Source organism: Streptomyces sp. NPDC060205 (assembly GCF_042728395.1).
Taxonomy (GTDB): Bacteria; Actinomycetota; Actinomycetes; order Streptomycetales; family Streptomycetaceae; genus Streptomyces.
In genome coordinates, this window is record NZ_JBHWZP010000010.1 from 12829 (window position 1) to 36941 (window position 24113).

Consider the following 24113-nt stretch of genomic DNA (forward strand, 5'->3'; position numbering starts at 1 on the left):
TCAGTCGGCGGCAACGTGGTCCGCTCGCCCGCCGGGCGAATTAGTGGACCGGCGGTACATTGAAATTAATGTACCGCCGGTCCACAGTCAATGGACCGGCGGTCGACTATTCTCGGGGGATGGCTACCTTCCAGCGTGCGCGGAGCGACGAACAGCGTGCGGTACGTCGGCGGAGCATCCTGGAGACCGCGGCCGGCATGCTGGACGAGATGCCGGTGGCGGCGGTCAGCCTCAACGAACTCAGCCGCCGCGTCGGGCTGGCGAAGTCCGCCATGACGCGCTACTTCGAGTCGCGCGAGGCGGTGCTGCTCGATCTGCTCTCCGAGGCGGCCGCCCGCTACCGGGCCGATGTCGCCGAGACACTCCCGGGCTGGGCCGACCCGTCCGCACCGGCGCCGGACCGGGCACGCCAGGTCGCGCGACGCCTGGCCACCACGTTCGCCGCGCACCCGATGCTGTGCGAACTCCTGAGCGCGCAGCACGCGATCCTTGAGCACAACGTCTCCGTCGAGGTCGCGGCCCGGTACAAGAGGTCCTCGCGTGACGCCATCCACTGGCTGGCCGAGCGGCTGCGCGACCTGCTCCCCGAACTCGACGAGGAGCGGGCGCTGCGCGCCGCGCACATGGTCATCATCCTCGTCGGCGCCCTGTGGACCCGCAGCCGCCCCGCCCCCGCGCAGCTCGCCGCCTTCCAGGCCGACGCAAGTCTGGCGTTCATGCACCCGGCATTCGCCGAAGCATTCGAGGCCGCGATCACCACCTTCTTCAGGGGCCTCGTCACGGAGACGGCCGACGCGGCCTGACGCGGCACCGCGTGTCCGGCGGCAGGGGCCATACTGGTAAGGGCATTGATCTTCCACAGAACGGTTCCATGGTTAAGAACAGCAGCACACCGACGACCGTCCCCGGCACCGTGTGGCTGGCACGCGGACGTCATCTCGGCACCGATCCCGAGCAGGACGTCCGGCGCAATCTGATCGCCCTCAAGGCGGCCGGCGTCCTCGACGACTTCCTGGACCTCGATCCCGTGGAGGCGTCCCGGTCCACCGTCCTGTACCCGCGCGAGGCGGCCGCCGCGCCCGGTCCGTCGGCCCGCCGGCTCTTCGAGGCACGCTGGCGCGTGGCGGACGGCGTCATGGTGCGCGCGCAGCTGACCACGTACGAGCATCGGGGGCGCCGTGCGGACGACGAGGCGGTCAGCTGGGTGCTGGCCGCCGAGGCGGAGCTGCCGTGGGACTTCCGATGGCCGTCGCCCGCGACCATGTTCTGGCCCGACAGCGACCTGGTCCCCTGGGATCACGACGGGGTACCGGGTGTGCGCCTGCGGGCGGCGAACCACCTGCCGGCGGACGACAGCGAGCTGCGCCGCCACCTGCGGGACTGCACGCGCGACACCTGGTACATCCATGTCGTGGTGCACGAGGCCATGACGCCCGACGCGAGCGGGCAGCGGCCGGTCACCGGATTCCTGCCGCCGAGCCTGCGCCACCGGGTCGTCGAGCACCGGGCCACCCCGGCGCAGGCGGAGACGGCGGACTTCGCGATGAAACGGGAACTGGGCGTACGGATGCCGCGCGGCGGCGCCGTCATGCTGCCCGTCCATCCGCGGGGCCGGGACCACGACGCGGAGCACTTCAGCGTGCACACCGTCTTCCTGGACGGCTCCGAACCCACGGAACTCCTCGCCCTCATCGAGGAGTTCGCCGACCTGCCGCGCCCGCTGTCCGAGGACGCCGCGCAGGCCCTGACGCAACTGCGCCAGGGCTGGCACCTGTTGACCCCGGAAGAGGAACTGACCCACGCCCAGAGCATGGCCGTCAAGTACGCCGAGGCCCTCGACGCCATGACGAAGTCCTGCGACCTGTACCGCGAGGCGGCCGACGCGGCCCAGGCCGCACTGGCCGAGTTCACGAGCGGCGACGGCACGCCCCGGTCGTCCGCCCCGGAGATCCCCAGGCCGATCAGCTCACCGTTCAACGCGCTCAAAAAGGGACTCGACCGCCTCCGAGACCCGAACAGACAGGACGTGTGACGGCCCTCGGCCGCACCACGTGATCACCTAGGGACACAGCTCGTCTTCTGGCGGTCATCGCGATGCCGCACCCGGATCACGACATCGCTGGCATCGTTTCGATGCACACATCGATTCGATGTGCCATGTGCGAGGATGGAGCCATGCTGGAACTCGCGATCCTGGGCTTCCTCGCCGAAGGCTCCCTGGCCGGTCATGAGGTGCGCCGTCGTGTCGCGCAGCTGACCGGCTACACCCGTCCGGTCAGTGACGGCAGCCTCTACCCGGCCATCAACCGCCTCGCCAAGGCGGGCCTGCTGGAACGGCGCGCCGACCCGCGCGCGGGTGCGGCCCGTTATCTGCTGACCCTGACCGAGGCCGGTCGCGTCGACCTGCTCCAGCGGCTGCGCAAGCCCGCCGCCCATGAGATCACCGACTTCAGCCGGTTCCACACGGTGCTGGCCTTCCTCTCCCAGTTGCCCGACGTCACCGAACAGCACGCGGTACTGCGTCGGCGCCTTGCCTTCCTGGAGGAGCCCGCGAGCTTCTTCTACGAGGGTGATCGGCCGTTGCGCGCCGAGGAGGTCGCCGACCCCTACCGGCGCGGCCTTCTCCTCACGGCCCGCGCGACCAGCCGCGCCGAACGCGCCTGGCTCCGCGAGGTACTCGGCGAGGAGCCGCTCGCACACTCCTGAAAGCCTCCGGAGGCACATTCATGCTTGCGTCCTGGTACGACGAACAAGGTTCCGCCGCCGAGGTGCTGCGCGTCGGTGAACTGCCCGACCCCCACCCCGGCCCCGGCGAGGTCCGCGTCCGCGTGTCCGTCTCCGGCGTCAACCCCGGTGACACGAAGAAGTGCCGTGGCTGGCTCGGCTCCTCGATGCCCTACCCGAGGGTCGTCCCGCACAGTGACGCCGCCGGCGTCGTCGACGAGGTGGGCGAGGGAGTCGACGCCCATCGCGTCGGCCAGCGGGTCTGGGTGTACGGCGCCCAGTCCTACCGTCCCTTCGGCACCGCCGCCCAGTTCACCGTCGTACCCGACGCTCAGGCCGTTCCGCTCCCCGGACATCTCAGCGACGAACTCGGCGCGAGCCTCGGCATCCCCGGCATCACCGCCCACCGCGCGGTGTTCGCGGACGGCCCGGTCGACGGCCGCACGGTACTCGTGCACGGCGTGCTCGGCGGTGTCGGCTCCCTCGCCGCCCAACTCGCGCGCTGGGACGGTGCCACGGTCATCGGCACCGTCCGCCGCGGCGGAGATCTGGGTCTCATCGACCCGGCGGTCGTCCCCCACGCCGTCGCCCTGGACTCCGCCGACCCCGCGGCGGAGATCCGCTCGTACGCGCCCGACGGCGTGCACCGGGTCGTCGAGGTCTCCCTGTCGGCCAACGCGGATCTCGACAACGCGGTCACGGCACTCGACGCCGTCATCGCGGCCTACGGCACCCACACCGACCGCACCGAACTGCCCTTCTGGCCGCTGCTGTTCAACAACGTCACCCTCCGCCTGCTCGGCAGCGACGACTTTCCCGCCGCGGCCAAGCGACAGGCCGCCCGTGATCTCACCGCGGCGGCCTCGGCCGGCGCCCTCACCGTCGACATCGGTGACCGTCACCCGCTGGAGGACATCGCCAAGGCCCACGACCGGGTCGACGCGGGCGGGCGCGGACGGGTGCTGGTCACCGTCGGTCCTTGACCCCTGCCGGCGCACAGCGGGTGCCGCGGGGAAAACCAGGTGGCTTCGGGGGACCACCTGGATACAGTCGGGCCGTGCCCGAACTGGAGCAACTGCGCGCCGGCCACGCCGCGGCCGTCCTGGCCTTCGAGCTGACGAACCGCGCCTACTTCACGGCCGCAGTCTCCGACCGTGGCGATGCCTACTTCGACGAGTTCGCCGACCGGCACAGCGCCGCGCTGGCCGAGCAGGAGGCCGGCGTCTGCGCCTTCTATGTACTCGTCGCCGAGGACGGCTCGGTGCTCGGCAGGTTCAACCTGTACGACCTGGAGGTCGGCACCGCGCGACTCGGCTACCGCGTCGCGCAGCACGTGGCGGGCCGTGGCGTGGCGACCGCGACCGTTCGTCAGCTGTGCCGACTGGCGGCGGCCAGGCACGGGCTGCACACTCTGCGGGCGGCCACCGCACATCGCAATGCCGCGTCCCGGGCGGTGCTGACCCATGTCGGCTTCGTCCCCGTCGGCCCGGCCGACCCGGCCCACCTCGGCGGTGAGCCCGGCACCTGGTATCAGCACGACCTGCGGCTGCGGCCAGGCCCGGCGGCCGCCAGGTAGAGGACGCGCTCCGCCCGCATGTCGTCACCTGTGGGACAGGGGGCGACATCGCCAGGGCGGACGGCATGCCGCCCGAAGTCTCCATGGCCGCGGGGCGGCCGGCCGCCCGGTTCCACAGCACGGCCGGACGCTGACGGCCGCCCTCCCGGTCAGGGGACCTGCACGCCCGGGCCGTTGTCGCCGCTGAGGTTCCAGCCGTACTCGGCCTGCGCTGACGGCGTCCCCAGGTCCACCGGGTTGTGCGCGGACGACTTCGAGGCCGTCAGGCCGGACGCCGCACCGCGCAGCAGCCACACCGCGCCGCCGTTCCTGACCGTGCCGAGGTCCTCCCCCGGCGCGCCCGCGGTGAGGTCCGCCTTCCCGTCCCCGGTCACGTCGAGCAGCCGTACCGAACCGCCGAACGCGTCGTTCTTCTCGGCCACCCCCGGCACGTTCGCGGTGTCCTGGTGGAACGCCTGGGCGCCCGTGCCGGTGAGCCCGCTCCTGCCGCCCTTGAGGAGGACCACGGAACCGGCCCTGGCCACTGAGCCGATCGCCTCACCGGGGACGCCCACGGCCAGGTCGGGGTAGCCGTCGCCGTTCGCGTCGCCCGCGCTCAGGCGCGCGCCGAAGGCGTCGTTCTTCTCACTCACGCCGGGTACGCCCGCGGTCTGCTGCGTGATGGTCTGCGTACGGGTCTGGCTGGGGCCGGCGGCCGAGCCGTAGTAGATCTTCACGGTCCCCGGGTCGTCGACCATCTCCGTGTCGCCGCCCGGGAATTCGCGGGTGGCGAGGTCGGCGTAACCGTCCTGGTCGAAGTCGGCGACGGCGGTGGCGGACGCCGAGGACAGCCGCTGCGGGACGGTGGACAGGCCGTCCTTCGTGCCGAGCCACAGCTTGCCGCCCTCGGCGTGGTTCTCGTAGACGTAGAAGGTCGCGAGGTCCTCGATGCCGTCGCCGTCGAAGTCGCCGGCCGCGGTGGAGGAGATCGTGTTGTCCGTGCTGAACGCCAGCAGCGACTGCTTGCGGGCGGGGGTGCCGGTGCGGTCGAACGGGCCGTACAGCACGTCGCGGTAGTCGTAGTCGTCGCCGTTGCGCATGAACAGGTCCGTGTGGCCGTCCCCGTCGAAGTCGCCCGCGGTGACGTCCTCGCCGACGTCGGCGTCGGCCGGAGCGCCGGTGATGCGGACGGAGTCCAGGCCGGAGATGCCTGTCTTGCGGCCCCACAGGACGACGACCGATCCTCTGATGTTGCCTTCCGGCTGGTACTCGCGGCTCGTCACGGCCAGGTCGGTCAGGCCGTCGCCGTCCAGGTCCCGGGGGACGAGCGCGTAGCCGAAGACGCCGTTGTCCGCGGGGGCGCCGGGGACACCCTGGGTGTCCTGGGTGATGACGGTGGCGTGGGCCGTGTCCAGGCCGTTCGCCGAGCCGTAGGTGATCGTGAGGTAGCCGGCCCAGGCGTGGCCGCCCACCGTGGCGCCGGGAGCGGCCACGGCGACGTCCTGGTAGCCGTCGCCGTTGAAGTCCTCACGCACGGTGGTGGCGCGCCCCGCGGCGGACGCGGTGCCCGCCACGGTCTGCACGCTGAAGGTGCCGATCAGAGCGGCGACCACTGCGGTCGATACGGCCAGTCGACGGATGCCCACAAGTCCTCCTGGAAGCACGCGGCTTCAAGGCCGCTCACGGGTGACGTTCGCCTGTGAGACCCGCGGGAACGGCCGATGGTTGTGTGGCGAACACGACGTGAACGGATGACACCGGCCGCCGCACGAGCGGCCCACCGGTCCCGGGTCGCGAACGGGCCGAGGCCGTGCTCAGCTCCGCGGTCCTGTGCCCGCTTCGTCGTGCGGTACCGCGTATCCGGGCACGGAGGGCCACCGCACGGTCAGGACCACGGACTCGTCCTCCGCGACCCAGGAGTGGTCCACTCCCTGGCCCCAGACGACATAGTCGCCCTGTTCCTCCAGCAGCACGCTACGGCCGGGGAACTCCATACGGAAGCGGCCCGAGACGAGCACCAGGAGAGCGGTCCGCACTTCGCCCTTCACCCACTGGGCCCGCTGCTCGCCGCGCGGATGGACGCCCCACTTGACCTCCAGGGCATCGCTGTGGCGGGGATCGCCGTGCTCCTTGAAGTGGCCGAGCAGCCAGCCCCGGTCCAGGGCCGCGTCCTTGCCGGCGTTTCCCACGTACACGCTCTCTTCCATGGGCGTGCACGCTAGCAGTCGGCGTCCGGGCGGCTGGTGCGGCCCGGTCCTGCCGGTCTCGCTCACCCGAGGGTGTCGACCAGCAGTCTCGCGGCCACCTCCGCTCCGTCGGTGCGGATCCTGCTGCCCAGTTCCGCCGCCCTCGCCCGGGTCCCGGGTGCCAGGGCCGTCTTGACCGCGAGGGTGAGTGAGTCGTCGGTGAGTGTCGGTCCGTCGAGGGCCGCGCCGATGTCCAGGGCCGCCACCCGGCTCGCCCAGTAGGGGTTGTCCGCCAGTTGCAGAGGTACCACCACCTGCGGCACGCCCGCCCGGGCCGCCGTCAGCGTCGTACCCGCGCCGCCGTGGTGCACCACCGCGGCCACCCTGCCGAACAGCGTCTGGTGGCTGACCTCGCCGATGGTGAAGCAGTCGTCCCGGTCCTCGGCCACGTCCAGGTCCGCCCAGCCGCGGGAGACGAGGACGCGCTGCCCCTGTGCGCGGAGTTCCTCGACGGCGCGGCGGGCGATGTCCGGTGCCGGGCGCAGGCTGCCGAAGCCCACGTAGACGGGCGGTGCGCCGGCGTCGAGGAACGTCGACAGGTCGGCGGGGAGCGGGCGTTCGTCGGGCAGGCCCCACGCGCCCGTCTGGATCACGTCGAGGCCAGGGGTGTCCAGCCACCGTCCCAGGACCGGGTCAGCCGCCAGCCACGGCTGGTCGGAGTAGACGTGGTCGCGGACGTTGTCCACGGGTGGCAGACCGAGCCGCGCCCGGTGGCCGTTGAGCGTCCCGGCGAACTGCGTGTTCACGAGCTGGGCGTCCACCTCCCACCGGGTCAGGTTGTCGTCGGTGTCCGGTTCGGGCCAGCCCGGCCGGGGCGGCGGCCCATGGTGCGGCGACGGGAGGTTGACCGCCGAATAGCTCACGTACACATAACGGATGCCCGCGGCCTCGGCGACGGACCGCGCCCCGATCTGCGCCAGGCCGGCCACCACGAGCGCGTCGCATCCTTCGGCCGCCGCGGGCAGGACGTCGAACTGCGCGTCGACCAACTCGTTGCGGTAGCGGGCGAGGTCCGCCGCCGAGGGCAGACCCGTCCCGCCCATCATGCCCCGCACGGGCGGCCCGACCGGGACCAGGCGCACACCGATGCCCGCCAGCCGCCGCACGAACTCCTCGTCCGGCGGGGCGCACATCCGTATCTCCACACCGAGCGCCTGTAACCGCACCGCGAGGGCCACCAGCGGTTCGACATCGCCGCGCGTCCCGTACGTGGACAACAACACACGCATCGTGCACCCTCTTTCCCTCCGGCCTGCCATGCGTTCGGGCCATGCCTGCCCATGCGCACCCGTGGCCACACGGGTACCGGACGGTACCGGTCCACGACCGCGCCCCGGTCCGTGGCGGGTGTGCCGCCGCCGAATACGGCGCGTGGTGACCGACGTTGACGAGACCGTCGCTCCACGCCCTCTCGCGCGGGACAGACCCGATGGCTACCGTGATCGGCGGCGTGACTTTCGGACCGACGGACCGACGCCGGTTTCATGCGCCCGTACCCGCCGACGCGTGCAAGGTCCCTGACGTCAACACCCACTGAGAGCGGCTCCATGCATAGACCGTCCGCGCCCGTCCCCGATGTCTCGATCATCTTGCCCTGCGCCGGATTCGGCACCCGTTTCAGAGCGCCCTACTCGAAGGAGCTGCACTGCCTGGCTCCTGGGGTCACCGTGCTGGACCGCAGTCTGGAGCCCGTCGTCGAACTGGCCAAGAGCGGACTCCAGGTGCGCCTGGTCGTCGTGTTCGGTACGCACAAGCTGGACACGGTCAGCTATCTGACGCGTTACGCCGACACCCTTCAACTCGTCTTCGTCCACCAGGACCAGTCCTTCGAACCGGACCTCGACGGCGCGATCCGGTCAGCCCTGCCCGTGACGCACGGACCGGTGGCTCTCGTGCTGCCCGACATCGTTGTCTCCGGTCCGGGAAGCGCCGGCAGTCTTTTCGCGGCACTGCAGCAGGTGGAGGTCGCGGGCTGGAGCGTGGTGGCCGCCGAGGAGCGGGATCCCGACACACTGCGGCAGATGGGCGCGCTGGCCCTGGCCGAGGGTGACGGTGTCACGACCGTCGGGGCGGCCACCGACAAACCGGCGGACCCTGCGGCCTTCAACGCGTTCTGGGGCATGGTGGCGGTCACCAAGGAGGAGGCGCACCGGTTACCCGACGTGGTGCGCAAAGGGGCGGACAGTCCACTCGTCGGCGCGGTCGCTTTCCTGGTGGAGGGGATCGTCAACTACAACACCGTCGAGGGCTGAGCCGCCGATGCGGCGGGCAAGGGCTCACGCCGTTGCCCGCCGCGGACGTTCCGTTCCGCCGGGTCAGCTGTACGGGATGACCAGCACCGACTTGTCCGTGCCCGTCTGGAGTTTCGACGGGCCGTTGCCGATGGCGTTCCACACTTCGAGGCGTACGGTGCCGCCGTCGAGGTCGCCCGCCGTGCCGGTGGACGCCTTGAGGCCGCGTGCCTGCGTGTACTCCTCCCAGCCGGTGACCGGGTCGGTCGCGAAGTAGTGGTAGGTCTCGGTGCGATCGAAGGTGCCGTCGCCGGTCAGGTCGTAGCTGATGCGGGCCTGTTGGCCGAGTCCGACGGCGCTCTCCGCGTCGACCTGGAGCCGGAACGCGCTCTGGGCGCCGGGGGTGAGGGTGCCGTCGACGCCACGGATCTCGTAGACGAGGGGCTGGTACGGGGTGCCGTCGTGGTTGGTGCCCCCGGCGGAGGCGATGGTGTCGCTGCCCGCCGTGCCACCGGTCGCCGTGGTCAGTGCGCCGCCGGTACGCAGCTGGAAGGTGTTGCCGGTCCCGGTCGGCGGGTCCGGGTCGGGGTCGGGGTCCCCTGAACCGGTGCCGGTGCCGGTCGCGGTGGAACGGGCCGGTACGGCCAGGGTCTTGCCGTCGGAGAAGGTGACGGTGCGGGCCGTGGAACCGTAGTTGTGGGCGGCGTACGTCCTGGCCGTGCCCTTGGTGAAGACCGCGGAGGTGGGAATGTCTCCGGTCACGGTGGCGTCCGGGGCGCCGATGGTGTCGAGGGTGTTGATCCAGTGGTAGGTGTGCGCCTTCGACTCCCCCTGTTCCGGGGTGTAGCCGGCGTTGCCCGCGTCCCACTTGGTCTTGGCCGCGCCCGGGTCGGCGAGGGACTGGAACTCCCAAAGGATGTCCCGCCATTCGACGGCCGGGCCGCCGTTCTCCCGTTCCATCTCGGCGATGTTGCGCCGGATCGCGGCCTTCTCACCGCCGAGGTGGAGCGAACCGCCGGTCACGGGAAGGACGTTGATGCCGTGGATCTCCTCGGGGTTGGCGGTCCACCAGGTCGCGTAGGCGGCGCCGCTCCCCCAGACCATGCCGGCCGTGTCCTTGGTGAACGAGGACGGGAAGACCTGCTCGTCGGCGTCGAACCAGTACTGGGCGATCGACTCCGACTCGGTGGTCAGCAGGTAGGTGCCGAGGTCGCGCAGCGAGGTGTCACCGGTGGCGGAGCCCCACAGGACGAGAGCGGCGCTGAGGTTGGTGGACTCGGAGGAGGACTCCTGGTTGTTCCCGGCGGCGAAGCCCTGGTGCCCGGAGGCCCAGCTGTGGCCCGCGTAGACGTCGAAGCCGCGCAGGAAGGGGTAGGCGGTGTCGGTGCGGCTGGGGTTGGCGGTGTCCCGTACGAGGGCCTTGACCATGCCGCCCCAGGAGGGGTCGGCGGCCCATCCCTGGTCGTACTGGGCGACGATCGCCGCCGCGTACACGTAGTAGCTGTAGTGGAAGTGGTGGTCGTTCAGCTCGGTGTCGCTGCCGTAGGAGGCGGGGTAGCCGGTGAGTGTCTTCCAGTCCTTGTCGTAGCTGAACTCGTTCGCGCCGCCCGCCGTGAACCAGTCCTGCAGCTTGCCCTTCATCAGCCCGAGGAGCTTGTCGCGGGTACCGGTCTCGCCGATCTGGTCGGCCAGCGGGACGAGTTGGGCGAGACGGCCGAGGGCCTTGCCGGTCCAGTAGGTGTCGGAGGCGCCGGAGAACGGGTCGGAGGCGTTCACGACCTCGTTCAGATAGCCACGCAGCCGGGCCGTATCCACGCCGCTCGACTTGGGCAGCCCCGGCAGCACCGCCGACGCCTTCTGGCTCGTGCTGAAGGAGGCCGACTCACGGACCTTCATGGTCCCGCGCGGCGAGACGTAGGTGTACGAGGTCAGGGCGTCCGAGGTGTTCAGCCACTGGTGGCGGTAGAGGGCCTGGAGCGTGCCGCGCTCGGTGCCCTCCTTCGCCTCGGTGGTGAGCGTGTAGGTGGCCTTGACGGTGCCGCCGGTGTAGCTCCAGGTCGCCTTGGAGTCGGTGACGAAGCTGTAGGCGTACTTCTTGAAGGTCGCCAGCGCGTCGGTGGACGGCAGCACGGCGACGGAGAAGTAGTCCTTGGAGCCGAGACCCGCGGTGACGGTCGAGCCGGCGACGTTCCAGTCGCTGCCGGTCGGCGCGAAGAGGGCGTAGTGGTGTCCGGCGACGGTGATGCCGAGGACGTTGCCCTGGTCGGCGAAGACGGCGGGCGCGGCGGCGGTGGTGATCTGGGCGTTGCCGCCCGTGCCCTTGGCGTATACGAAGGGGGAGCCGTGGCCGATCGTGGTGCGCAGGGTGCGGGTGCCGTCGGACCACTGGGGGGTGACCGTCCAGTCGGACCAGTCGTCGGCCTTGGTGTCGGGCGAGTTGAGGCCGGTGAGTCCGATGGTGAGGTCGCGCTTGTGGGCGTACTCGTACTGCCGGCCGTCGCCGACGATCGCGGGGGTCGTCGGATAGCCGACGTCGAGTCCGCCGGACGCGGCCTGGTAGGTGAGGGGGTGGCCGTACATGGGGGTCGAGTACGGGTTGTCGCCGTAGCGCTGGAAGGCGAGGGAGGACCACCAGTCGTTGGTGGGGACGGGTCTGTCCTTGGCGGCGGCGGTCAGCTTGGGCGTGGCCGGCGCTCCGGTGTTGGTGGTGGGGCCCGACGTGCCGGCGGGCCGGGTGTCGGAGTAGCTGCCGGAACCGACGGGCACGGTGGCGGCTGCCGCGGGTACGGCGGCCGGGCCCAGGCCCACGGCGACGAGGGCTGAGGCCAGGAACAACCCGGCTGCCGGCCTGATGCGGGGGGATGGCATACGGCACCTCAAGTCTCACGCGACGGGTGCCTGAGAGCGCTCTCAGGTGAGCGCAACGTAAAGCCTTTGTAATGGACGTGTCAATACATTGAACACAACGCGCGGGTCATGGCAGCGGCGGCCGTGCGGTGCGTTCGCGTCTTGACGGGACGGCGGCCGTCCGAAGACGGCCTCAGCCGCTCTTCCGCCCCTTGCTCAGGTCCAGATCGCCGTACAGCATGTGGTGATCCGAGTACTGCGTCGGATGAACACGGTGATCGAGCGGGCTGATGCCTCGCAGGAAGATGTAGTCGAACTTGCTCTGCCAGTCGGTGGTCACCTCGCACTCGCCGGAGTACGAGGAGGGAAGGCAGCCGGGGTCGACGTCCGTGGCCAGTTTCCACAGCGGCGCGAGTTCGGGGGCGTTGGACACGGCGTTCAGGTCACCGATGACGATCGCATGGTCGTAGCGCGCCAGCTGCGCGGCGAGTACGCGCGTCTGGCCCGCCCGGACCGCCTCCTGACGTCGTTGCGCGAGGTGGGTGTTGAAGAGACGGACGGACTGACCGCCCACGGTCGTGGTCACCGCCAGGTACCCACGGTCCTCGGACCCGCCGTCCGGATACTCCTCGCGAACGACGTCGGTCATGGGCGCCGCGGAGAGAATGGCCTGGCCGAAGGCTCCCGGGCTCCACGGCAGTCCCCCGCAGCGGCCCCAGTTCCGCAGCACCGACCCGTATTCGACGTGGTAGACCAGACCGTGCCGGCTCTCCAGATAGTCCCGGGTCCGCTCGACGTCACGTACGCACGCTTCCTGCATACCGATGACCTGCGGGGCGTACCTGGCTATCTCGGCGGCCCGGTCGACGCTGCTCTCGTCGCAGGGATTGCAGATGTTCCACGTCATGACGCGGTTCGGTACGGCGTCCGCGGTGGCTTCGCTCCGCAGCGAGTTGGCGAAGGGGCCGTCGACCGGCCCGCTGCGGCCGAGGAGGACCAGACAGGCCAGGACCAGGACGCCCACGAGCAGACGCATGCTCCTCGTCAACACGATCCCCTCCTCGATACGCACGTCTGCGAACGAACACTTCCGTGACCGTGTACGTCCGCGAACGTGCGCGTCCGTGACGTTTGACGTCTTCAAGGACGAGGGTATTCCAACTTTTCCGGGGTCCCCTTGGCACAACGGCTCAACAGCAGTCTCGGCGTGCGGGGGGAGGCGTTGCCGACCTGCGCTCCAAGGCGCGTGGCCGCGGTTCTACTGGGAGCCGGCGGATCGCGTAGGCCGACCGGTCTGGCTCTATCCGCGTGAGAGGTGGAGCGACGAGCGGTGCGCGCTCGGTCCGCGGCACGATGTGCTGCGGGCGGTGATCGGCGAGGAGTTGGACCGGTTGCGGCCTGCTTGCTGACAGGACGGCCCGGATCATCCCGACCGCACACGCCCAATGCCTCCTGCCTATCGGCCACTTCGGCACGTCCGCCCACCTGTGCGCAACCCACTTCACCGCTTCCGGTGACGCGAGGACACCACGACACCTCCTCTCCGTGACGCCAGGCAACAGAGTGCTGCACGAGGTCTGGACAGGTTCCTGTGAGCGTGTTGTCATACCGCAGGCAGAGGGTTTCCAACGTTGGAAAGGCCGTACCCGAGCACCCCGTTACCCTGCTTCGGCAGTCGGACGCGGTGCGGCCTCAATGCGAGGAAAGGTTCGATGACACGACACGGCACCCGCCCCAGAACCAGGAACAGAGCCAGAGTCCGAGTGCTGGCGCTGTTCGCCATGGCGGCCCTCGTGCTGCCACCGAGCGGACTGCTGCCCGTCGCGGCGGCTTCGGAGCCGGCCGGCGGATCTTCGTCCGCGTCCGCCGCCGACCAGGCCGCCGTGGTGACGCACGGCCTCAAGGGCGAGTACTTCAGCATGTCGGCGCCCGGTGCCCGGGACTTCGCCGAACTCGGTGGTACGACGCTCGACCCCCAGATCAACTTCTCCGGTCTCACCGACACGTTCAAGGAACTCACCGGCAAGACCGAGCACACGACCGCCCGTTGGACGGGCCAGATCGAGGCGCCGGCCACGGGTGACTACACCTTCCACGCGATCGGCGACAACGGCTTCCGCCTGTTCATCGACGACCAGCCCGTCATCGACCACTGGGTGGGCGACTGGGACAAGGAACAGACCAGCCAGGCCGTCAAACTGACCGCCGGTGAGAAGCACTCGTTCCGGCTGGAGCTGTTCCAGGACACCGGCGGCGCCAACATGTACCTGCGCTGGTCGACGCCGACGCTGGCCAAGCAGATCGTGCCAATGTCCGCGTTCACCCCGCCGGCCGACTTCGAGGTCTACCCGGTGGAGTACACCGTCGCCGAGAACGGGACGCGGCTGCGCGCCCGCTTCGAGGGCAAGGTGGGCAGCCTCCAGGCGGTCAAGGACCATCTCAAGGTCGAGGCCGACACGACCGCCATGCCGATCAAGTCGGTCACGTCCGTGCCCGGGGACTCCTCCTCCCTCTACGTCAACCTGTCGGAGCCGATCCAGAAGGCCCAGCTGGTGCGGGTCTCCTACGACGGTTCGGGCGGTCTGACGGTCGGCGGCAAGGCCGTACCCAAGGTCATCCGGTACGCGGAGAACGCCTCCACCCACCGTCTCACCACCAAGTGGGGCGACAAGGTCGACAAGAAGCACCCGCTGCCCGAGTACCCGCGTCCGCAGCAGAAGCGCTCCCAGTGGGAGAACCTCAACGGGCCCTGGCAGTTCAGCGCCGCCAAGGCGGGCGAGGAGCCGGTCTTCGGCAAGGACCTCGGTGAGAAGATCACCGTGCCGTTCCCGGTCGAGTCGCAGCTGTCCGGCCTCGAACGGCACGAGGACCACATGTTCTACCGGCGGGTCGTCGACGTGCCCAAGAGCTGGAAGGTCGGCAAGGACAACAAGTCGAACCGGCTCAAGCTCAACTTCGGCGCCGTCGACTACCAGTCCCGCGTCTACGTCAACGGCAAGAAGGTCACCGAGCACACCGGTGGTTACAACGCCTTCAGCGTCGACATCACGGATGCCCTGAAGGGGACCGGCAAGCAGGAGATCGTGGTCGCCGTCACCGACACGGGCGGCGCGGACCAGCCCATGGGCAAGCAGTCCACGAACCCGGGCGGCATCTTCTACACGCAGACCTCCGGTATCTGGCAGACCGTGTGGATGGAGCCGGTCGCTCCCGCGGCGATCGAGAACATCGTCACCACGCCCGACATCGACACCGGCACCCTCGCGGTGACGGTCGACTCCGAGGGCGCCTCCTCCGCCGCCCGTGTCGAGGCCGTCGCCCGTGACGTCCACGGCAAGGTCGTCGGAAAGGTCAGCGGCGCGGCCGACAAGAAGCTCACCCTGCCCGTGGCGAAGCAGCATCTGTGGAGCCCCGACGACCCGTACCTCTACGACCTCGACGTGACGCTGACCGACGGCAGGTCGAGCGACAAGGTGCGCAGCTACTTCGGGATGCGGAAGATCGCCGTGGAGAAGGTGGGCGGCTTCAACAAGCTGGTCCTCAACGGCAAGCCGATCTTCTCCCTCGCCACCCTCGACCAGGGCTTCTGGCCCGACGGTCTCTACACCGCGCCCAGCGACGACGCCCTCGCCTTCGACCTGGAGGCGCACAAGAAGCTCGGCTTCAACGCGGTGCGCAAGCACATCAAGGTGGAGCCGGCGCGGTGGTTCTACCACGCCGACAAGCTCGGTCTGCTCGTCTGGCAGGACTTCGTCTCCGGGAACATCACCAACGAGAGCGGCCAGAAGGCGTTCGTCGACCAGGGCCGCGAGGTGATGAAGCAGCACCACAACTCGCCCGCCGTGATCGGCTGGATCGTCTTCAACGAGGGCTGGGGCGAGTGGAACCGCGAGGAGACGGGCCGTATCACCGAGGCCGTCCAGGCCGCCGACCCGTCGCGTGTCGTCAATGCCCACAGCGGTGTCAACTGCTGCAATTCGAAGGGTGACTCGGGCAAGGGCGACATCATCGACCACCACGACTACAACAACGACGACCCGCCCTTCCCCGACGACAAGCGGGCCGCCATGGACGGCGAGCACGGCGGCTTCACCCTCCGCTCCCCCGGCCACATGTGGCCGGGCGCGCCGACCGTGATCTACAGCGGTGTCACCACCAAGGCGGAGCTGACCCGCAAGTACGTCGAGAACACCGAGAAGTTCTACGTCGAGCAGGCCGGCGCGGAACTGTCCGGCTCGGTCTACACCCAGATCACCGACCTGGAGAACGAGCTCAACGGTCTCTACACGTACGACCGGCGCGACATCAAGATGGACGCCGCCGAGGTACGGAAGGTCAACCTCAAGGTGATCGCGGCGGGTGCCGCGGCCGGTACGAAGCAGAAGCTGAAGGGCGGGCACTGGACCCTCGACGAGGGCACCGGCACCACCGCCGAGGACAGCGGGCCCGGCAAGAGTCCCCTCACGCTCCGCGAGGGTGCTTCCTGGACCGACGGTGTCAACGGCAGCGCTCTGAAGTTCGACGGCCAGAAGCAGTACGCGCAGACCGCTGGTCCGGTGCTCGACACCAGTGGCAGCTACTCGGTGTCCGCCTGGGTCCGGCTCGACGGGATCCCCGGCAACTACGGCACGGCCGTCAGCCAGGACTCCCGGGCGCTGGCCAACTCGTTCTACCTGCAGTACGGACACGGCAACTTCGCCTTCAGCACCCCGGGTGAACGCCGTGCCCAGGTGGCCGTCGCCGCGGAGACCGGGCGCTGGTACCACCTCGTGGGGGTCCGGGACGCGGCCACCAACGAGATCAAGCTGTACCTCGACGGGAAGCTCGCGGCGACGACCACGGGCGGCGCCGCCCTCGGGAGCACCGGCCCGCTCACGGTCGGCCGGGCCCACTGGGACGGCACGAACGTCGACTTCTGGAACGGCGCGGTCGACGAGGTCCACGCCGTGGACCGGGCACTCACCGCGGAGGAGGTGAGCGCCCTCTACGGCGACGAGAAGCCGTAGCCGACAGCGCGCGCACTCAGTGGTCCCGGTGGTGGAGGCTTCCTCCTGTCACCGGGACCATTGCTGTGCGCGGACGTGCGCAGGGTTACGGCGTCACGCCGTCCCCCGCGTAGAGGTAGCCGCCGGGCCGGGCGGGGTCGGCGATCAGCAGCACCTGGTCGCCGGTGCGCGGGATCCGCAGTTTGGAGACGACGGTCTGGAGCGCGACCGGTTCGGTGGCCGCGCCGGACGGCCGGACGACCAGATCCACGACCGGGTCGAAGTTGACCAGCCTGCCGGTGTCACCGATCGACACCACGACCGCGGGTATCGTCAACGCGCCCATCGCCAGCAACTGCTGCACGTTCACACCGGAGTGGTACGCGCCGATGGACTGCTGCACCTTGGCGAAGTCCTCGCTGCCGAGGAACGCCCGTGTCGCCCGCCCGTAGAAACCCTTGCCCTCGGCGACCTGCTCCACGATCTCGGCGGTCCGCTCTTCGCGGCTCCTGCGGCGCTTCCCGAAGATTCCCATGCTGTGTCTTCCCTTCTCGTCCTGGCCCTGACCTGGACAGTAGGGAGCGGGGATCGCCTACCGATCCCAGGTTCGACCGCTTGTTCCCCCACCACGTAATCTCGGGCCATGCCGTCCCCGACCCAGTCGCCGCCGACCGACGGGCGTCCGCGTGCCCTGGTCATCGACCGTGCGTGGCGCGCTCTCGGCGCGCGGCCCGGACTGGAATCGCTGAGCGGCCCCGGCGGCGCGCCGCTGACCCGGACGGTCAAGCTGATCGTGCTGCCGCTGATCATCAGGCCCGCACTGCGGCCCGAGCTGGCCGCCGACTTCCTCGGCGCACGGGAGAGTACGCAACTCGGCGCCCTGATAAGGGAGTCGGCTGCCCTTCTGCATGCGACGGCGCAGTGGTTCACCGTGCTCAAGAAGACACGGCGAACCCTGGGGATCACCGCGGGCCACCCTCAGGATCTCTACTTCCAGCGCTGCTTCGAGCTGGCGACCGAACATGGCACGCCCGCCGCCTCCACCGAAGCGGACGCGTTGGCCCGGAGCGTCGTCGAGGACATCGCGGACGCGGGCGGCGGGCGCACGGTGGAGGCGTTGAAGGAGTACCTGGACGACGATGTCCGGCGTACTCGTCTCGACGGGCGGCTCGCCGACGCGTGGGGTGCCCGGACGCTCGTCCCGAACGCCGAGGCGGGTGTGGCCACGTTTCGCCTGGCGGCCGAGGTTCTGGACGCCTGCGCCGCGCCCGGGCCGGGTGGTGACGCGGGTGGTGACGTGGGCACGCACGCGGGTTCGTCGGCCTTCGCCGTCCTGCGGGACGCCGGACACGGAAGCCTGCTCGGTCAGGCCGTGTGGACACGCGCCGACGGGATCTGGGGCCGGGCCGGCCTGCCCGCGCACCTGGGGCTGAGCGCGCATCCCGTGCCACTCCGGCCCGAGGTGGGTCGCGGCGCGTCGACCGCCACACTCCCGGCACCGTTCGACCGCACACTCTACGAGCGGCTCTTCACCGTGCTCCAGGCATCGGCGCACCGCGAGGAACTGCCGACGGTGCCCGAACTCGTGCGGCGCGAGGTCGGCCGCAGCTGCGCGCCACTCGGCCTGTACGACGAGAGCCTGCGCGTCGCCGTCGTCCTCGGGGGCCGGCTCGCGGTGGGCCTCGATCCCCTGGGTCTCGGACAGCGGGAGCATGATCCTCTGTGCCACGGGGAGACCGGGCCCGGCCGGACGGCGGCGCACCGCGTCGTCAACGGCCGCTGGCAGCGGGAGGCTGCGGTCCTGCGGGCCCGCAGGATGACCGTCTCCTCCCGGCCCGACCCGGACGGGGGCCGACTGAGCGCCCTCGCGCAGGACTTGCTCACCCCATGGGTCGCGTACATGCGGCGGTTGTGGGTGCGGCTGCACGGGCGCGACGTCCGTGACGCGGCGCTGCCCGACGCGGCGTCGGCCTGGACCCTGCTCGACGGGGTCGCCCGGTCGGTGATGATGGACCACCGCGCGAAGGTCCGGACGGCACTGCGCGCCCTGTCGACGCGTACCGCTACCGCGCGGGCGACGGCGGCGCCCGAGCCGAGGAGCGCATGATGCCGGGGACCGGCGGCGGCACCGGCGTCCGTGTCACGCGGGCCGAGGACGGCACCGTGCAGATCGCCGTTCCCGCGGTGACGGGACCCGCCTTCACCCGAGCCGTTCTCGATGTCGCCGGTGCTGTCCTGACCTGGCCGGTCCTCGGCTCAACAGCCCTTCCCGCAGCGGAGATCCACGACCCCGACCGCGCACAGCAATGGCTGTGGGCGATCTACGGCGAACGCACCGCTGCCGCCGTGCACGCTCTCGCGGCGGCGCCACCGGGAGCCTCGGCCGATGTCACGCCGCCCAAGCCGCCGGAGCAGGCCGGCGCCCTCGCGGGGTACGCCGCCCGGCTCGCCCTCGGTCACTGGGCGGCCCGCTGGTGGCCCGCGTCGTACACAGACGGCATTCCCGGGCTCGAACCCGATCTGCTCGGAGTGGAGTTGGCCGCGCTCACCCATCGCTGCCAGCAGCTCTTCGACGATCCCGGGGACCAGCCCGACGGGGATCCGGCCGAGCTGCTGGAGACGCATCGGGCCGCCCTGGGCCCGCTGGTCCGGTGGTGGCAGGCAGCGCGGGAGGCCGCGTCGGGGCCGGTGGGGCAACTCGACGACGTCCTACGGCTGATCGACGACGCGGCGGACTGCGCCGGACTGGAGGGGGACGCGTTGCGCCGCCTCCGGTCTGCCCTGGAAACGGGTACGCCACATGGCCCGCGCGGGGCGCCTGAACTGCGCACCCCGCTCGACCTCGGCGGCCTGTTCTCCGGCCACGGCGACTACGCCCTCGCGGCGGGTGAACGGCTCGACGCGGGCGGCCGGGTGATCGCCCGGGGTTCGGGGACCAATGACTGGTGCCGCTACCCGCCCGGTTTCGTCGACTCGGCCGAGAGCGCGGTCTCCTGGACCGTCTCCGCGGTCGGCGGCCGGAGGCGCATCGAGGTCGAGGCCGTCGCCGACGTCGCGCCGCCCGTCGGTGGCGTGCACCTCGCGGCAGAGGTCCGCGTGGACGGCGGACCGCCGACCCGTGTGTCGCTCGCCCGCCGCGGCGACGTGTGGGCGGGACGGGCGGACCTCGATGTCCCGGCTTCGCTGCCGCCGCGTACCCGTATCGAGGTCGGTGTCCTGTTGCCCGGCTTCGACCCCGGCCCCGAACCGAGGCCCGACGCCGACGGTACCGACGGCCCCGACGGCCCCGAGGGCACCGACAGCCGCTCCGACCGTGACGCCGTCCGCGACCTCGCGCGACACCGGCTGGCCGCCGCGGCACGGCCCGAGCCGCAGGACACCTACGCACAGCCGCTTCTCATGCCCTTCCTCGCCGAGATCGTTGCCGCCACGGCCGACGCCGGAGAGGACTTCTGACCCATGCAGCACGACGAACCGGACACCGCAGCCGACGCCCCGGCAAACAACGCACCGGGCAGCGAACCTCATGACGCCGCACAGCCACAGCCACCCCCGGCGCTGTACGGAGAGCCCTTCGACAGCGGCTTCGAACGCGCCGAACACCATCAGCTGACCCCGGATCTCCCCGCCGCACTAGCCGTCTACGCGGAACTGCTCACCGTCGCCGAGTCGTTCGAGGACTCCCCCGATGTGCGATTGCTGCGCGGGCATCTGCTGTCGAACATCGCGGCGGTGCGGTTGACGGCCACGGATCTGCCCGGGGCGGGCGTCTCCATCCAGCAGGCGCTCGGTCTGGTGCGTGATGTGGCGGACGTTCCGATGGGGCCGCGAGGCCGCCAGCTGTGGCTGGAGATCCTGCTCAAGACGCTCAAGGCCGCTGCGGAACTCTCCCGGCGGACCGGGGATCCGGACGCGGCGCTGGCGACGGTGGACGAAGCGGCCGCCCTGCTGCCCGAGTTCGACGACCCCGAAGGGCTGCGCACCGCCGAGTTCGCTCTGGCCCGGGTGCATCTGCTGCTGGACCGCAGCGAGTGGGGTGCCGCCGAGGAACTGGCGTCGGCGCTGCTGCCCACCACCCCCGCGATCGAGCCGCAACTGCTGGACTGCCTGGGGATCGTCTGCGCCTCGACCGGGCGGGCCGAACCCGCCGAGGACCACTTCGCCCGCGCGGACGAGGGGTATCTGGCGCGGGGTGATGCCTCCGGCCGGCAGCAGGTGCTCTCGCATCGGGCGTACGCGGCGATGCGGGCCGGCGCCCTCGACCGGGCCGAGCTGCTGTACGCCGAGGCTTCCGCCCTCTTCGAGCGGCAGGGTAAGTCCGAGGATCTGGCGGTCTGCGAACAGGCCCGCGCCTTCCTCGCCGATCACCGTGGCGACCACGACGGGGGCAAGGCCCTGACGGAATCGAGCCTGGCCCGCTTCGAACGGCTCGGTGCCATGGTCGCCGCCGCCGACACCATGCTGCTCGGTGCTCGGCAGGCCTACGAACGCGGTGACATCGACGAGTTGAAGCGCCTCGCCCAGGGTGCCCGCGATGTGTACCAGGAGCGCGCGCTGTACGAGCGCTGCGCCCAGGTGGACCTCATGCTGGCGAAAACCCTTGAGGACAACCTGAACCGGACGGACCACGGCGACCACGAGCGGAGATCCGTCGACACCGCGCTCTCGCTCGCCCTGCCCGCCGCGCTGGCGCTGGAGGCCGCGCGCTACGACTTCGCCAGTGCGCACGCGCGCAGCCAGTGGCTGCAACTGGCCGACGACGCGATGCGGTTGGCGTTCCGGCTCGCCCTGCGCCGTCAGGACCAGGGCCTGATCTTCGAGCTGGTGGAACACCGGTGTGCGGGCGCGTCGCTGGTCCTGAGCCCTGCGGACCGTATGCCCCAGTACGTCTTTCCGGACGCCGCCATGAAAACGTACGCGCCCGCCGACGACGACGCCCCGATGGCGCTGGGCGGTGTGGCGGCGGAGGCCGCCGCCTCCGCCGGTCTGCGGGTCGCGCCGCCGCCGAGGGTGCGGATGGCGGAGGGGACGGGCCGTACAGCGCTGCAGGAGTACATCGAAGCGGCCGAGTTCCGCTATCACCGGCGGATCGTGAGTGAGGAAGAGGTGCCGTTCTGGCCGCCGACGAGCTGACGCACCAGAAACGGCCGGTGGTCCAGGTCAAGCTGGCCGACGCCGGAGACCTCCATATGACCTGGACGTGGGTCAGCGCGGTCCAGGGGTTCGGCACCGGGTACGCACCCGCCGCCGACGTGGACGAGGCGATCCGCGCGCTGGGTGCGGCGCTGCCGGGCGTGGGCCAGGACGGGGTCGGCGGCGAGCGCGCGGAGGGGATGCGGCGCGCGTTCGAGTCCGGCGCGCTGGCCTCGTACGAGGAGGAGCGCCGCCTCGCGCGCCTGCTGGCCGAGTCGTTGTGGCCGCCGGGTCTGACCGACCAGATCCGCCAGGTGTCGGCGCGCCTGGGCCGTCCGCTGATCCGGCTCCAGCCGTCGCCCAGGGTCGCCCAGGTGCCGTGGGAGCTGCTGGCCGTGGACGGTGGTGCGGACGACGGCGATGTCCGGCTCATCGATCTCGCGGACATCGCCACGTCGGTGCCGGCCTCGCTGCGGCGGCCCGGCGCCGTGCGCCCGAATTCCGCGACACCGGACGCTGATACGGACTCGGACGCCGTCGTCCTCGTCCTGGACCCCCGCGTGCCCGGCTTCCGTGCCGACTCCCCGCTCGGATCCGTTCTCGGACGGCCCGGTTCGGACCCCGCGCTGCTGTCGCTCGTACAGCGCCGTCTCGACTCGGGAGCCGTCGTGCCGCGGGTCGGCACGCCCGTCGAGGCCCTGCGCCGCACGGACCTGGACCGCGACTGGCTGAGCGAGGCGCTCCGCAAGGGCGCACGACGTCTGATGTACGTCGGACACGTGAGCGGCGCGCCGGTGGAGGGCGGCCGGAGCGAGGACGTCACCCTGCACCTGTGCTGCGGCCCGCGGACCACCGGACTGACCGAACCGGTGCGCGCCCACCGGCCGTTGTCGGCCAAGGACCTCCTGCTGGGTACGCTCCCGCTGCGCGCGGACGGCGTACCGGGAGCGGAGCTGTGGCCCGCACCGGAGCGCGTCGCGCTGATCGCCTGCGAGAGCGGCGGCGATCTCCGCTTCGCCGAGTCGTTCGGCCTGGCGTCCGCGATGATCCACAACGGGGCCCGGCTGGTCACCGCCACCCGCTGGGTGCTGCCGACCAGCTTCGCCTTCCATCGGCTGGCCGGTCTGTCCGAGGCGGTTCGTCCGCTCACGGACGTCGTCGTCGCCGTCGACGACGCCCATGAACACCCCGACCCCGTGGGCCGCCTCGGTGCTTGGCAACGTGCGCAACTGGACCGCTGGCGCACCGGCGGCCGGATCGAGCACGCGCCCCTGCTGTGGGCGGCCGTCACGTGCATCGTCAGGTGAGAGGGTCGGGGGCTGCGTCGTCAGGTGACAGCCGGGGGCTCGTGCATCGTCAGGTGACGGGCAGGAGGCCGTTGAGAAGGGCCGCTCCCAGCCCGACCGCCGCGATCCCGGTGAGCAGCAGGCTCACGACGAATCTGACCGCCGACGCCCGCTCGCGGCGGTCGTGGTCGAGGTCGGGGGTGAAGACGGCCGGGTCGGCGGGAGCGTAGTGGATCGTGAGGTCGCGGTCGAGGGACAGCTGGGGCTGTGCGATGCCCTCGCGGCACAGCGCGGTGACATGGACTCCCTCGCGGGTGGTGAAGGCGACGACGGGCGCGTGATCGACGATCTCGTCGCCCTCTCCGTCGGTGTAGGTGTCCTTGATCACGGCGACCACGCGGCCCGGAACGGCGACCGCCTCGTCCAGCAGAACGGCGCGGGCGCGCGCGTGCTGCCGGTCCCGGCTGAGCGCGCCGACGACGAGCAGGAGTCCGCCGAGGCAGATGAGCCCGTCCGGCCAGCCGCGTGCGACGAACGTCTGGACGACCAGGCCCACGAGCAGCAGGAGGAGCATGCAGTTGGGGCCGCCCAGCCCCCGTTCCTCCCCCACCCGGTCCAGCATCAGGTGGAACCGCTCCGGGTGGCGGCGCGGATAGCGCACCGGGAACTCCCGGCCCACCCAGGCCGCCGCCACGACATGGCCGTTGCGTCCCGCATGCCGCAGTCTGAACTCCCGCCCGGTGGAAGGGTCCTGGAAGGCGACGGTCACCGGGATGCCGGGCCTCTTGGAGTCGCCGTGGGCCGGCCGGTGCACCTCCACGACCCGCGCCGTCACCCACACCGCGCGCTGGGGCCGTGTCAGCCCGGCGAGCGAGCCCGCGTAGCCGACCAGCGCCGCGCCCGCGGGCACCGTCCACCACAGTTCGAGCATCCCCTGCGCATCCATCCGGCGACGCTCACACCGCGGCGACTCCTACCGATCCCAGGTCGGGGCGCGACCCGCTCGGTGGTGGGTCGGCGGCGACCGTGATCCGTACGGTCAAGCGAGGTGATCACTCGATCGTGAGTTGCCGCCCTCCCCTGCCCGGTATGTCGTGATGCTGGGA

Annotated in this window: 18 protein-coding genes and 1 pseudogene; 12 read left to right on the forward strand and 7 right to left on the reverse strand. The window is 71.0% G+C overall.

What is annotated here, in order from left to right; translation table 11 throughout:
* Nucleotides 1–119 precede the first annotated feature (119 nt).
* The 5 genes from ACFWGJ_RS03155 to ACFWGJ_RS03175 all read left to right on the forward strand — a co-directional run bounded on the left by ACFWGJ_RS03155 (nucleotide 120) and on the right by ACFWGJ_RS03175 (nucleotide 4300).
* Nucleotides 120–803 (forward strand): TetR family transcriptional regulator, encoded by a 684-nt coding sequence (locus ACFWGJ_RS03155; RefSeq protein WP_387320547.1) that lies wholly within the window; start codon nucleotides 120–122, stop codon nucleotides 801–803.
* 68 nt (nucleotides 804–871) lie between these two features.
* On the forward strand, nucleotides 872–2032 hold the full coding sequence (locus ACFWGJ_RS03160) for a hypothetical protein (RefSeq protein ID WP_387320549.1): 1161 nt from the start codon (nucleotides 872–874) through the stop codon (nucleotides 2030–2032).
* A 143-nt stretch (nucleotides 2033–2175) separates the two neighbouring features.
* Complete coding sequence (locus tag ACFWGJ_RS03165; RefSeq protein ID WP_387320551.1) at nucleotides 2176–2706, forward strand: PadR family transcriptional regulator; 531 nt, start codon at nucleotides 2176–2178, stop codon at nucleotides 2704–2706.
* A 20-nt stretch (nucleotides 2707–2726) separates the two neighbouring features.
* Nucleotides 2727–3707, forward strand: a complete 981-nt coding sequence (locus tag ACFWGJ_RS03170; RefSeq protein ID WP_387320552.1) for an NADPH:quinone reductase — start codon at nucleotides 2727–2729, stop codon at nucleotides 3705–3707.
* 74 nt (nucleotides 3708–3781) lie between these two features.
* On the forward strand, nucleotides 3782–4300 hold the full coding sequence (locus ACFWGJ_RS03175) for a GNAT family N-acetyltransferase (protein ID WP_387320555.1): 519 nt from the start codon (nucleotides 3782–3784) through the stop codon (nucleotides 4298–4300).
* 149 nt (nucleotides 4301–4449) lie between these two features.
* Here ACFWGJ_RS03175 and ACFWGJ_RS03180 read toward each other — a convergent pair whose 3' ends face one another.
* From ACFWGJ_RS03180 to ACFWGJ_RS03190, 3 genes are all read right to left on the reverse strand, one after another.
* Nucleotides 4450–5925: an FG-GAP and VCBS repeat-containing protein gene (locus ACFWGJ_RS03180; protein ID WP_387320556.1), complete on the reverse strand. Its 1476-nt coding sequence runs from the start codon at nucleotides 5923–5925 to the stop codon at nucleotides 4450–4452.
* Between the two features lie 168 nt (nucleotides 5926–6093).
* Nucleotides 6094–6486 (reverse strand): signal peptidase I, encoded by a 393-nt coding sequence (locus tag ACFWGJ_RS03185; protein ID WP_387320557.1) that lies wholly within the window; start codon nucleotides 6484–6486, stop codon nucleotides 6094–6096.
* Between the two features lie 62 nt (nucleotides 6487–6548).
* The gene (locus ACFWGJ_RS03190) at nucleotides 6549–7754 is read right to left on the reverse strand and encodes a glycosyltransferase (RefSeq protein WP_387320559.1); all 1206 of its coding nucleotides are present in this window, start codon (nucleotides 7752–7754) and stop codon (nucleotides 6549–6551) included.
* Nucleotides 7755–8072: 318 nt separating this feature from the next.
* On the opposite strand from ACFWGJ_RS03190, the gene ACFWGJ_RS03195 reads away from it, so the two are divergent.
* Entirely contained in the window at nucleotides 8073–8777 is a 705-nt protein-coding gene (locus ACFWGJ_RS03195) for a hypothetical protein (protein WP_387320560.1), read from the forward strand.
* A gap of 63 nt (nucleotides 8778–8840) precedes the next feature.
* On the opposite strand, the gene ACFWGJ_RS03200 is transcribed toward ACFWGJ_RS03195, so the two are convergent.
* On the reverse strand, nucleotides 8841–11624 hold the full coding sequence (locus ACFWGJ_RS03200; RefSeq protein WP_387320561.1) for a glycosyl hydrolase: 2784 nt from the start codon (nucleotides 11622–11624) through the stop codon (nucleotides 8841–8843).
* A 172-nt stretch (nucleotides 11625–11796) separates the two neighbouring features.
* On the reverse strand, nucleotides 11797–12639 hold the full coding sequence (locus ACFWGJ_RS03205; protein WP_387320619.1) for an endonuclease/exonuclease/phosphatase family protein: 843 nt from the start codon (nucleotides 12637–12639) through the stop codon (nucleotides 11797–11799).
* Between the two features lie 211 nt (nucleotides 12640–12850).
* Between ACFWGJ_RS03205 and ACFWGJ_RS03210 the strand changes: the two are divergent.
* Nucleotides 12851–13012: pseudogene (locus ACFWGJ_RS03210) on the forward strand (diadenosine tetraphosphate hydrolase); the annotation flags it as partial.
* Between the two features lie 303 nt (nucleotides 13013–13315).
* Nucleotides 13316–16609 carry a LamG-like jellyroll fold domain-containing protein gene (locus ACFWGJ_RS03215; RefSeq protein WP_387320562.1) on the forward strand — a complete coding sequence of 1098 codons (3294 nt, stop codon included), beginning with the start codon at nucleotides 13316–13318 and terminating at the stop codon, nucleotides 16607–16609.
* An 85-nt stretch (nucleotides 16610–16694) separates the two neighbouring features.
* Here the strand turns inward: ACFWGJ_RS03215 and ACFWGJ_RS03220 are convergent, their stop codons facing one another.
* On the reverse strand, nucleotides 16695–17123 hold the full coding sequence (locus ACFWGJ_RS03220) for a hypothetical protein (RefSeq protein ID WP_387320563.1): 429 nt from the start codon (nucleotides 17121–17123) through the stop codon (nucleotides 16695–16697).
* A 108-nt stretch (nucleotides 17124–17231) separates the two neighbouring features.
* Here ACFWGJ_RS03220 and ACFWGJ_RS03225 point away from each other — a divergent pair, with 108 nt between their 5' ends.
* Genes ACFWGJ_RS03225 through ACFWGJ_RS03240 form a run of 4 tightly spaced genes read left to right on the forward strand, consistent with a single transcriptional unit; the run spans nucleotide 17232 to nucleotide 23028 of the window.
* A complete protein-coding gene (locus ACFWGJ_RS03225) occupies nucleotides 17232–18695 on the forward strand; it encodes a hypothetical protein (protein ID WP_387320566.1) in 1464 nt (487 codons plus the stop codon).
* Entirely contained in the window at nucleotides 18692–20044 is a 1353-nt protein-coding gene (locus ACFWGJ_RS03230; RefSeq protein ID WP_387320568.1) for a hypothetical protein, read from the forward strand. The genes ACFWGJ_RS03225 and ACFWGJ_RS03230 overlap by 4 nt, the downstream gene beginning before the upstream one ends.
* 3 nt (nucleotides 20045–20047) lie before the next feature.
* Nucleotides 20048–21721: a hypothetical protein gene (locus ACFWGJ_RS03235; RefSeq protein ID WP_387320570.1), complete on the forward strand. Its 1674-nt coding sequence runs from the start codon at nucleotides 20048–20050 to the stop codon at nucleotides 21719–21721.
* A gap of 17 nt (nucleotides 21722–21738) precedes the next feature.
* Nucleotides 21739–23028: a CHAT domain-containing protein gene (locus tag ACFWGJ_RS03240; protein WP_387320572.1), complete on the forward strand. Its 1290-nt coding sequence runs from the start codon at nucleotides 21739–21741 to the stop codon at nucleotides 23026–23028.
* Nucleotides 23029–23077: 49 nt separating this feature from the next.
* Here the strand turns inward: ACFWGJ_RS03240 and ACFWGJ_RS03245 are convergent, their stop codons facing one another.
* A complete protein-coding gene (locus tag ACFWGJ_RS03245; RefSeq protein ID WP_387320574.1) occupies nucleotides 23078–23953 on the reverse strand; it encodes a DUF3592 domain-containing protein in 876 nt (291 codons plus the stop codon).
* Nucleotides 23954–24113: the final 160 nt, after the last annotated feature.

What these genes read in the sequence shown, in the direction of transcription:
- ACFWGJ_RS03230 (WP_387320568.1), top strand. Translation starts at nt 18,692, where the DNA reads ATGATGCCGGGGACCGGCGGCGGCACCGGCGTCCGTGTCACGCGGGCC.
- ACFWGJ_RS03165 (WP_387320551.1), top strand. Translation starts at nt 2,176, where the DNA reads ATGCTGGAACTCGCGATCCTGGGCTTCCTCGCCGAAGGCTCCCTGGCC.
- ACFWGJ_RS03215 (WP_387320562.1), top strand. Translation starts at nt 13,316, where the DNA reads ATGACACGACACGGCACCCGCCCCAGAACCAGGAACAGAGCCAGAGTC.
- ACFWGJ_RS03235 (WP_387320570.1), top strand. Translation starts at nt 20,048, where the DNA reads ATGCAGCACGACGAACCGGACACCGCAGCCGACGCCCCGGCAAACAAC.
- ACFWGJ_RS03220 (WP_387320563.1), bottom strand. Translation starts at nt 17,123, where the DNA reads ATGGGAATCTTCGGGAAGCGCCGCAGGAGCCGCGAAGAGCGGACCGCC.
- ACFWGJ_RS03200 (WP_387320561.1), bottom strand. Translation starts at nt 11,624, where the DNA reads ATGCCATCCCCCCGCATCAGGCCGGCAGCCGGGTTGTTCCTGGCCTCA.
- ACFWGJ_RS03185 (WP_387320557.1), bottom strand. Translation starts at nt 6,486, where the DNA reads ATGGAAGAGAGCGTGTACGTGGGAAACGCCGGCAAGGACGCGGCCCTG.
- ACFWGJ_RS03170 (WP_387320552.1), top strand. Translation starts at nt 2,727, where the DNA reads ATGCTTGCGTCCTGGTACGACGAACAAGGTTCCGCCGCCGAGGTGCTG.
- ACFWGJ_RS03205 (WP_387320619.1), bottom strand. Translation starts at nt 12,639, where the DNA reads ATGCGTCTGCTCGTGGGCGTCCTGGTCCTGGCCTGTCTGGTCCTCCTC.
- ACFWGJ_RS03245 (WP_387320574.1), bottom strand. Translation starts at nt 23,953, where the DNA reads ATGGATGCGCAGGGGATGCTCGAACTGTGGTGGACGGTGCCCGCGGGC.
- ACFWGJ_RS03155 (WP_387320547.1), top strand. Translation starts at nt 120, where the DNA reads ATGGCTACCTTCCAGCGTGCGCGGAGCGACGAACAGCGTGCGGTACGT.
- ACFWGJ_RS03190 (WP_387320559.1), bottom strand. Translation starts at nt 7,754, where the DNA reads ATGCGTGTGTTGTTGTCCACGTACGGGACGCGCGGCGATGTCGAACCG.
- ACFWGJ_RS03225 (WP_387320566.1), top strand. Translation starts at nt 17,232, where the DNA reads ATGCCGTCCCCGACCCAGTCGCCGCCGACCGACGGGCGTCCGCGTGCC.
- ACFWGJ_RS03195 (WP_387320560.1), top strand. Translation starts at nt 8,073, where the DNA reads ATGCATAGACCGTCCGCGCCCGTCCCCGATGTCTCGATCATCTTGCCC.
- ACFWGJ_RS03160 (WP_387320549.1), top strand. Translation starts at nt 872, where the DNA reads ATGGTTAAGAACAGCAGCACACCGACGACCGTCCCCGGCACCGTGTGG.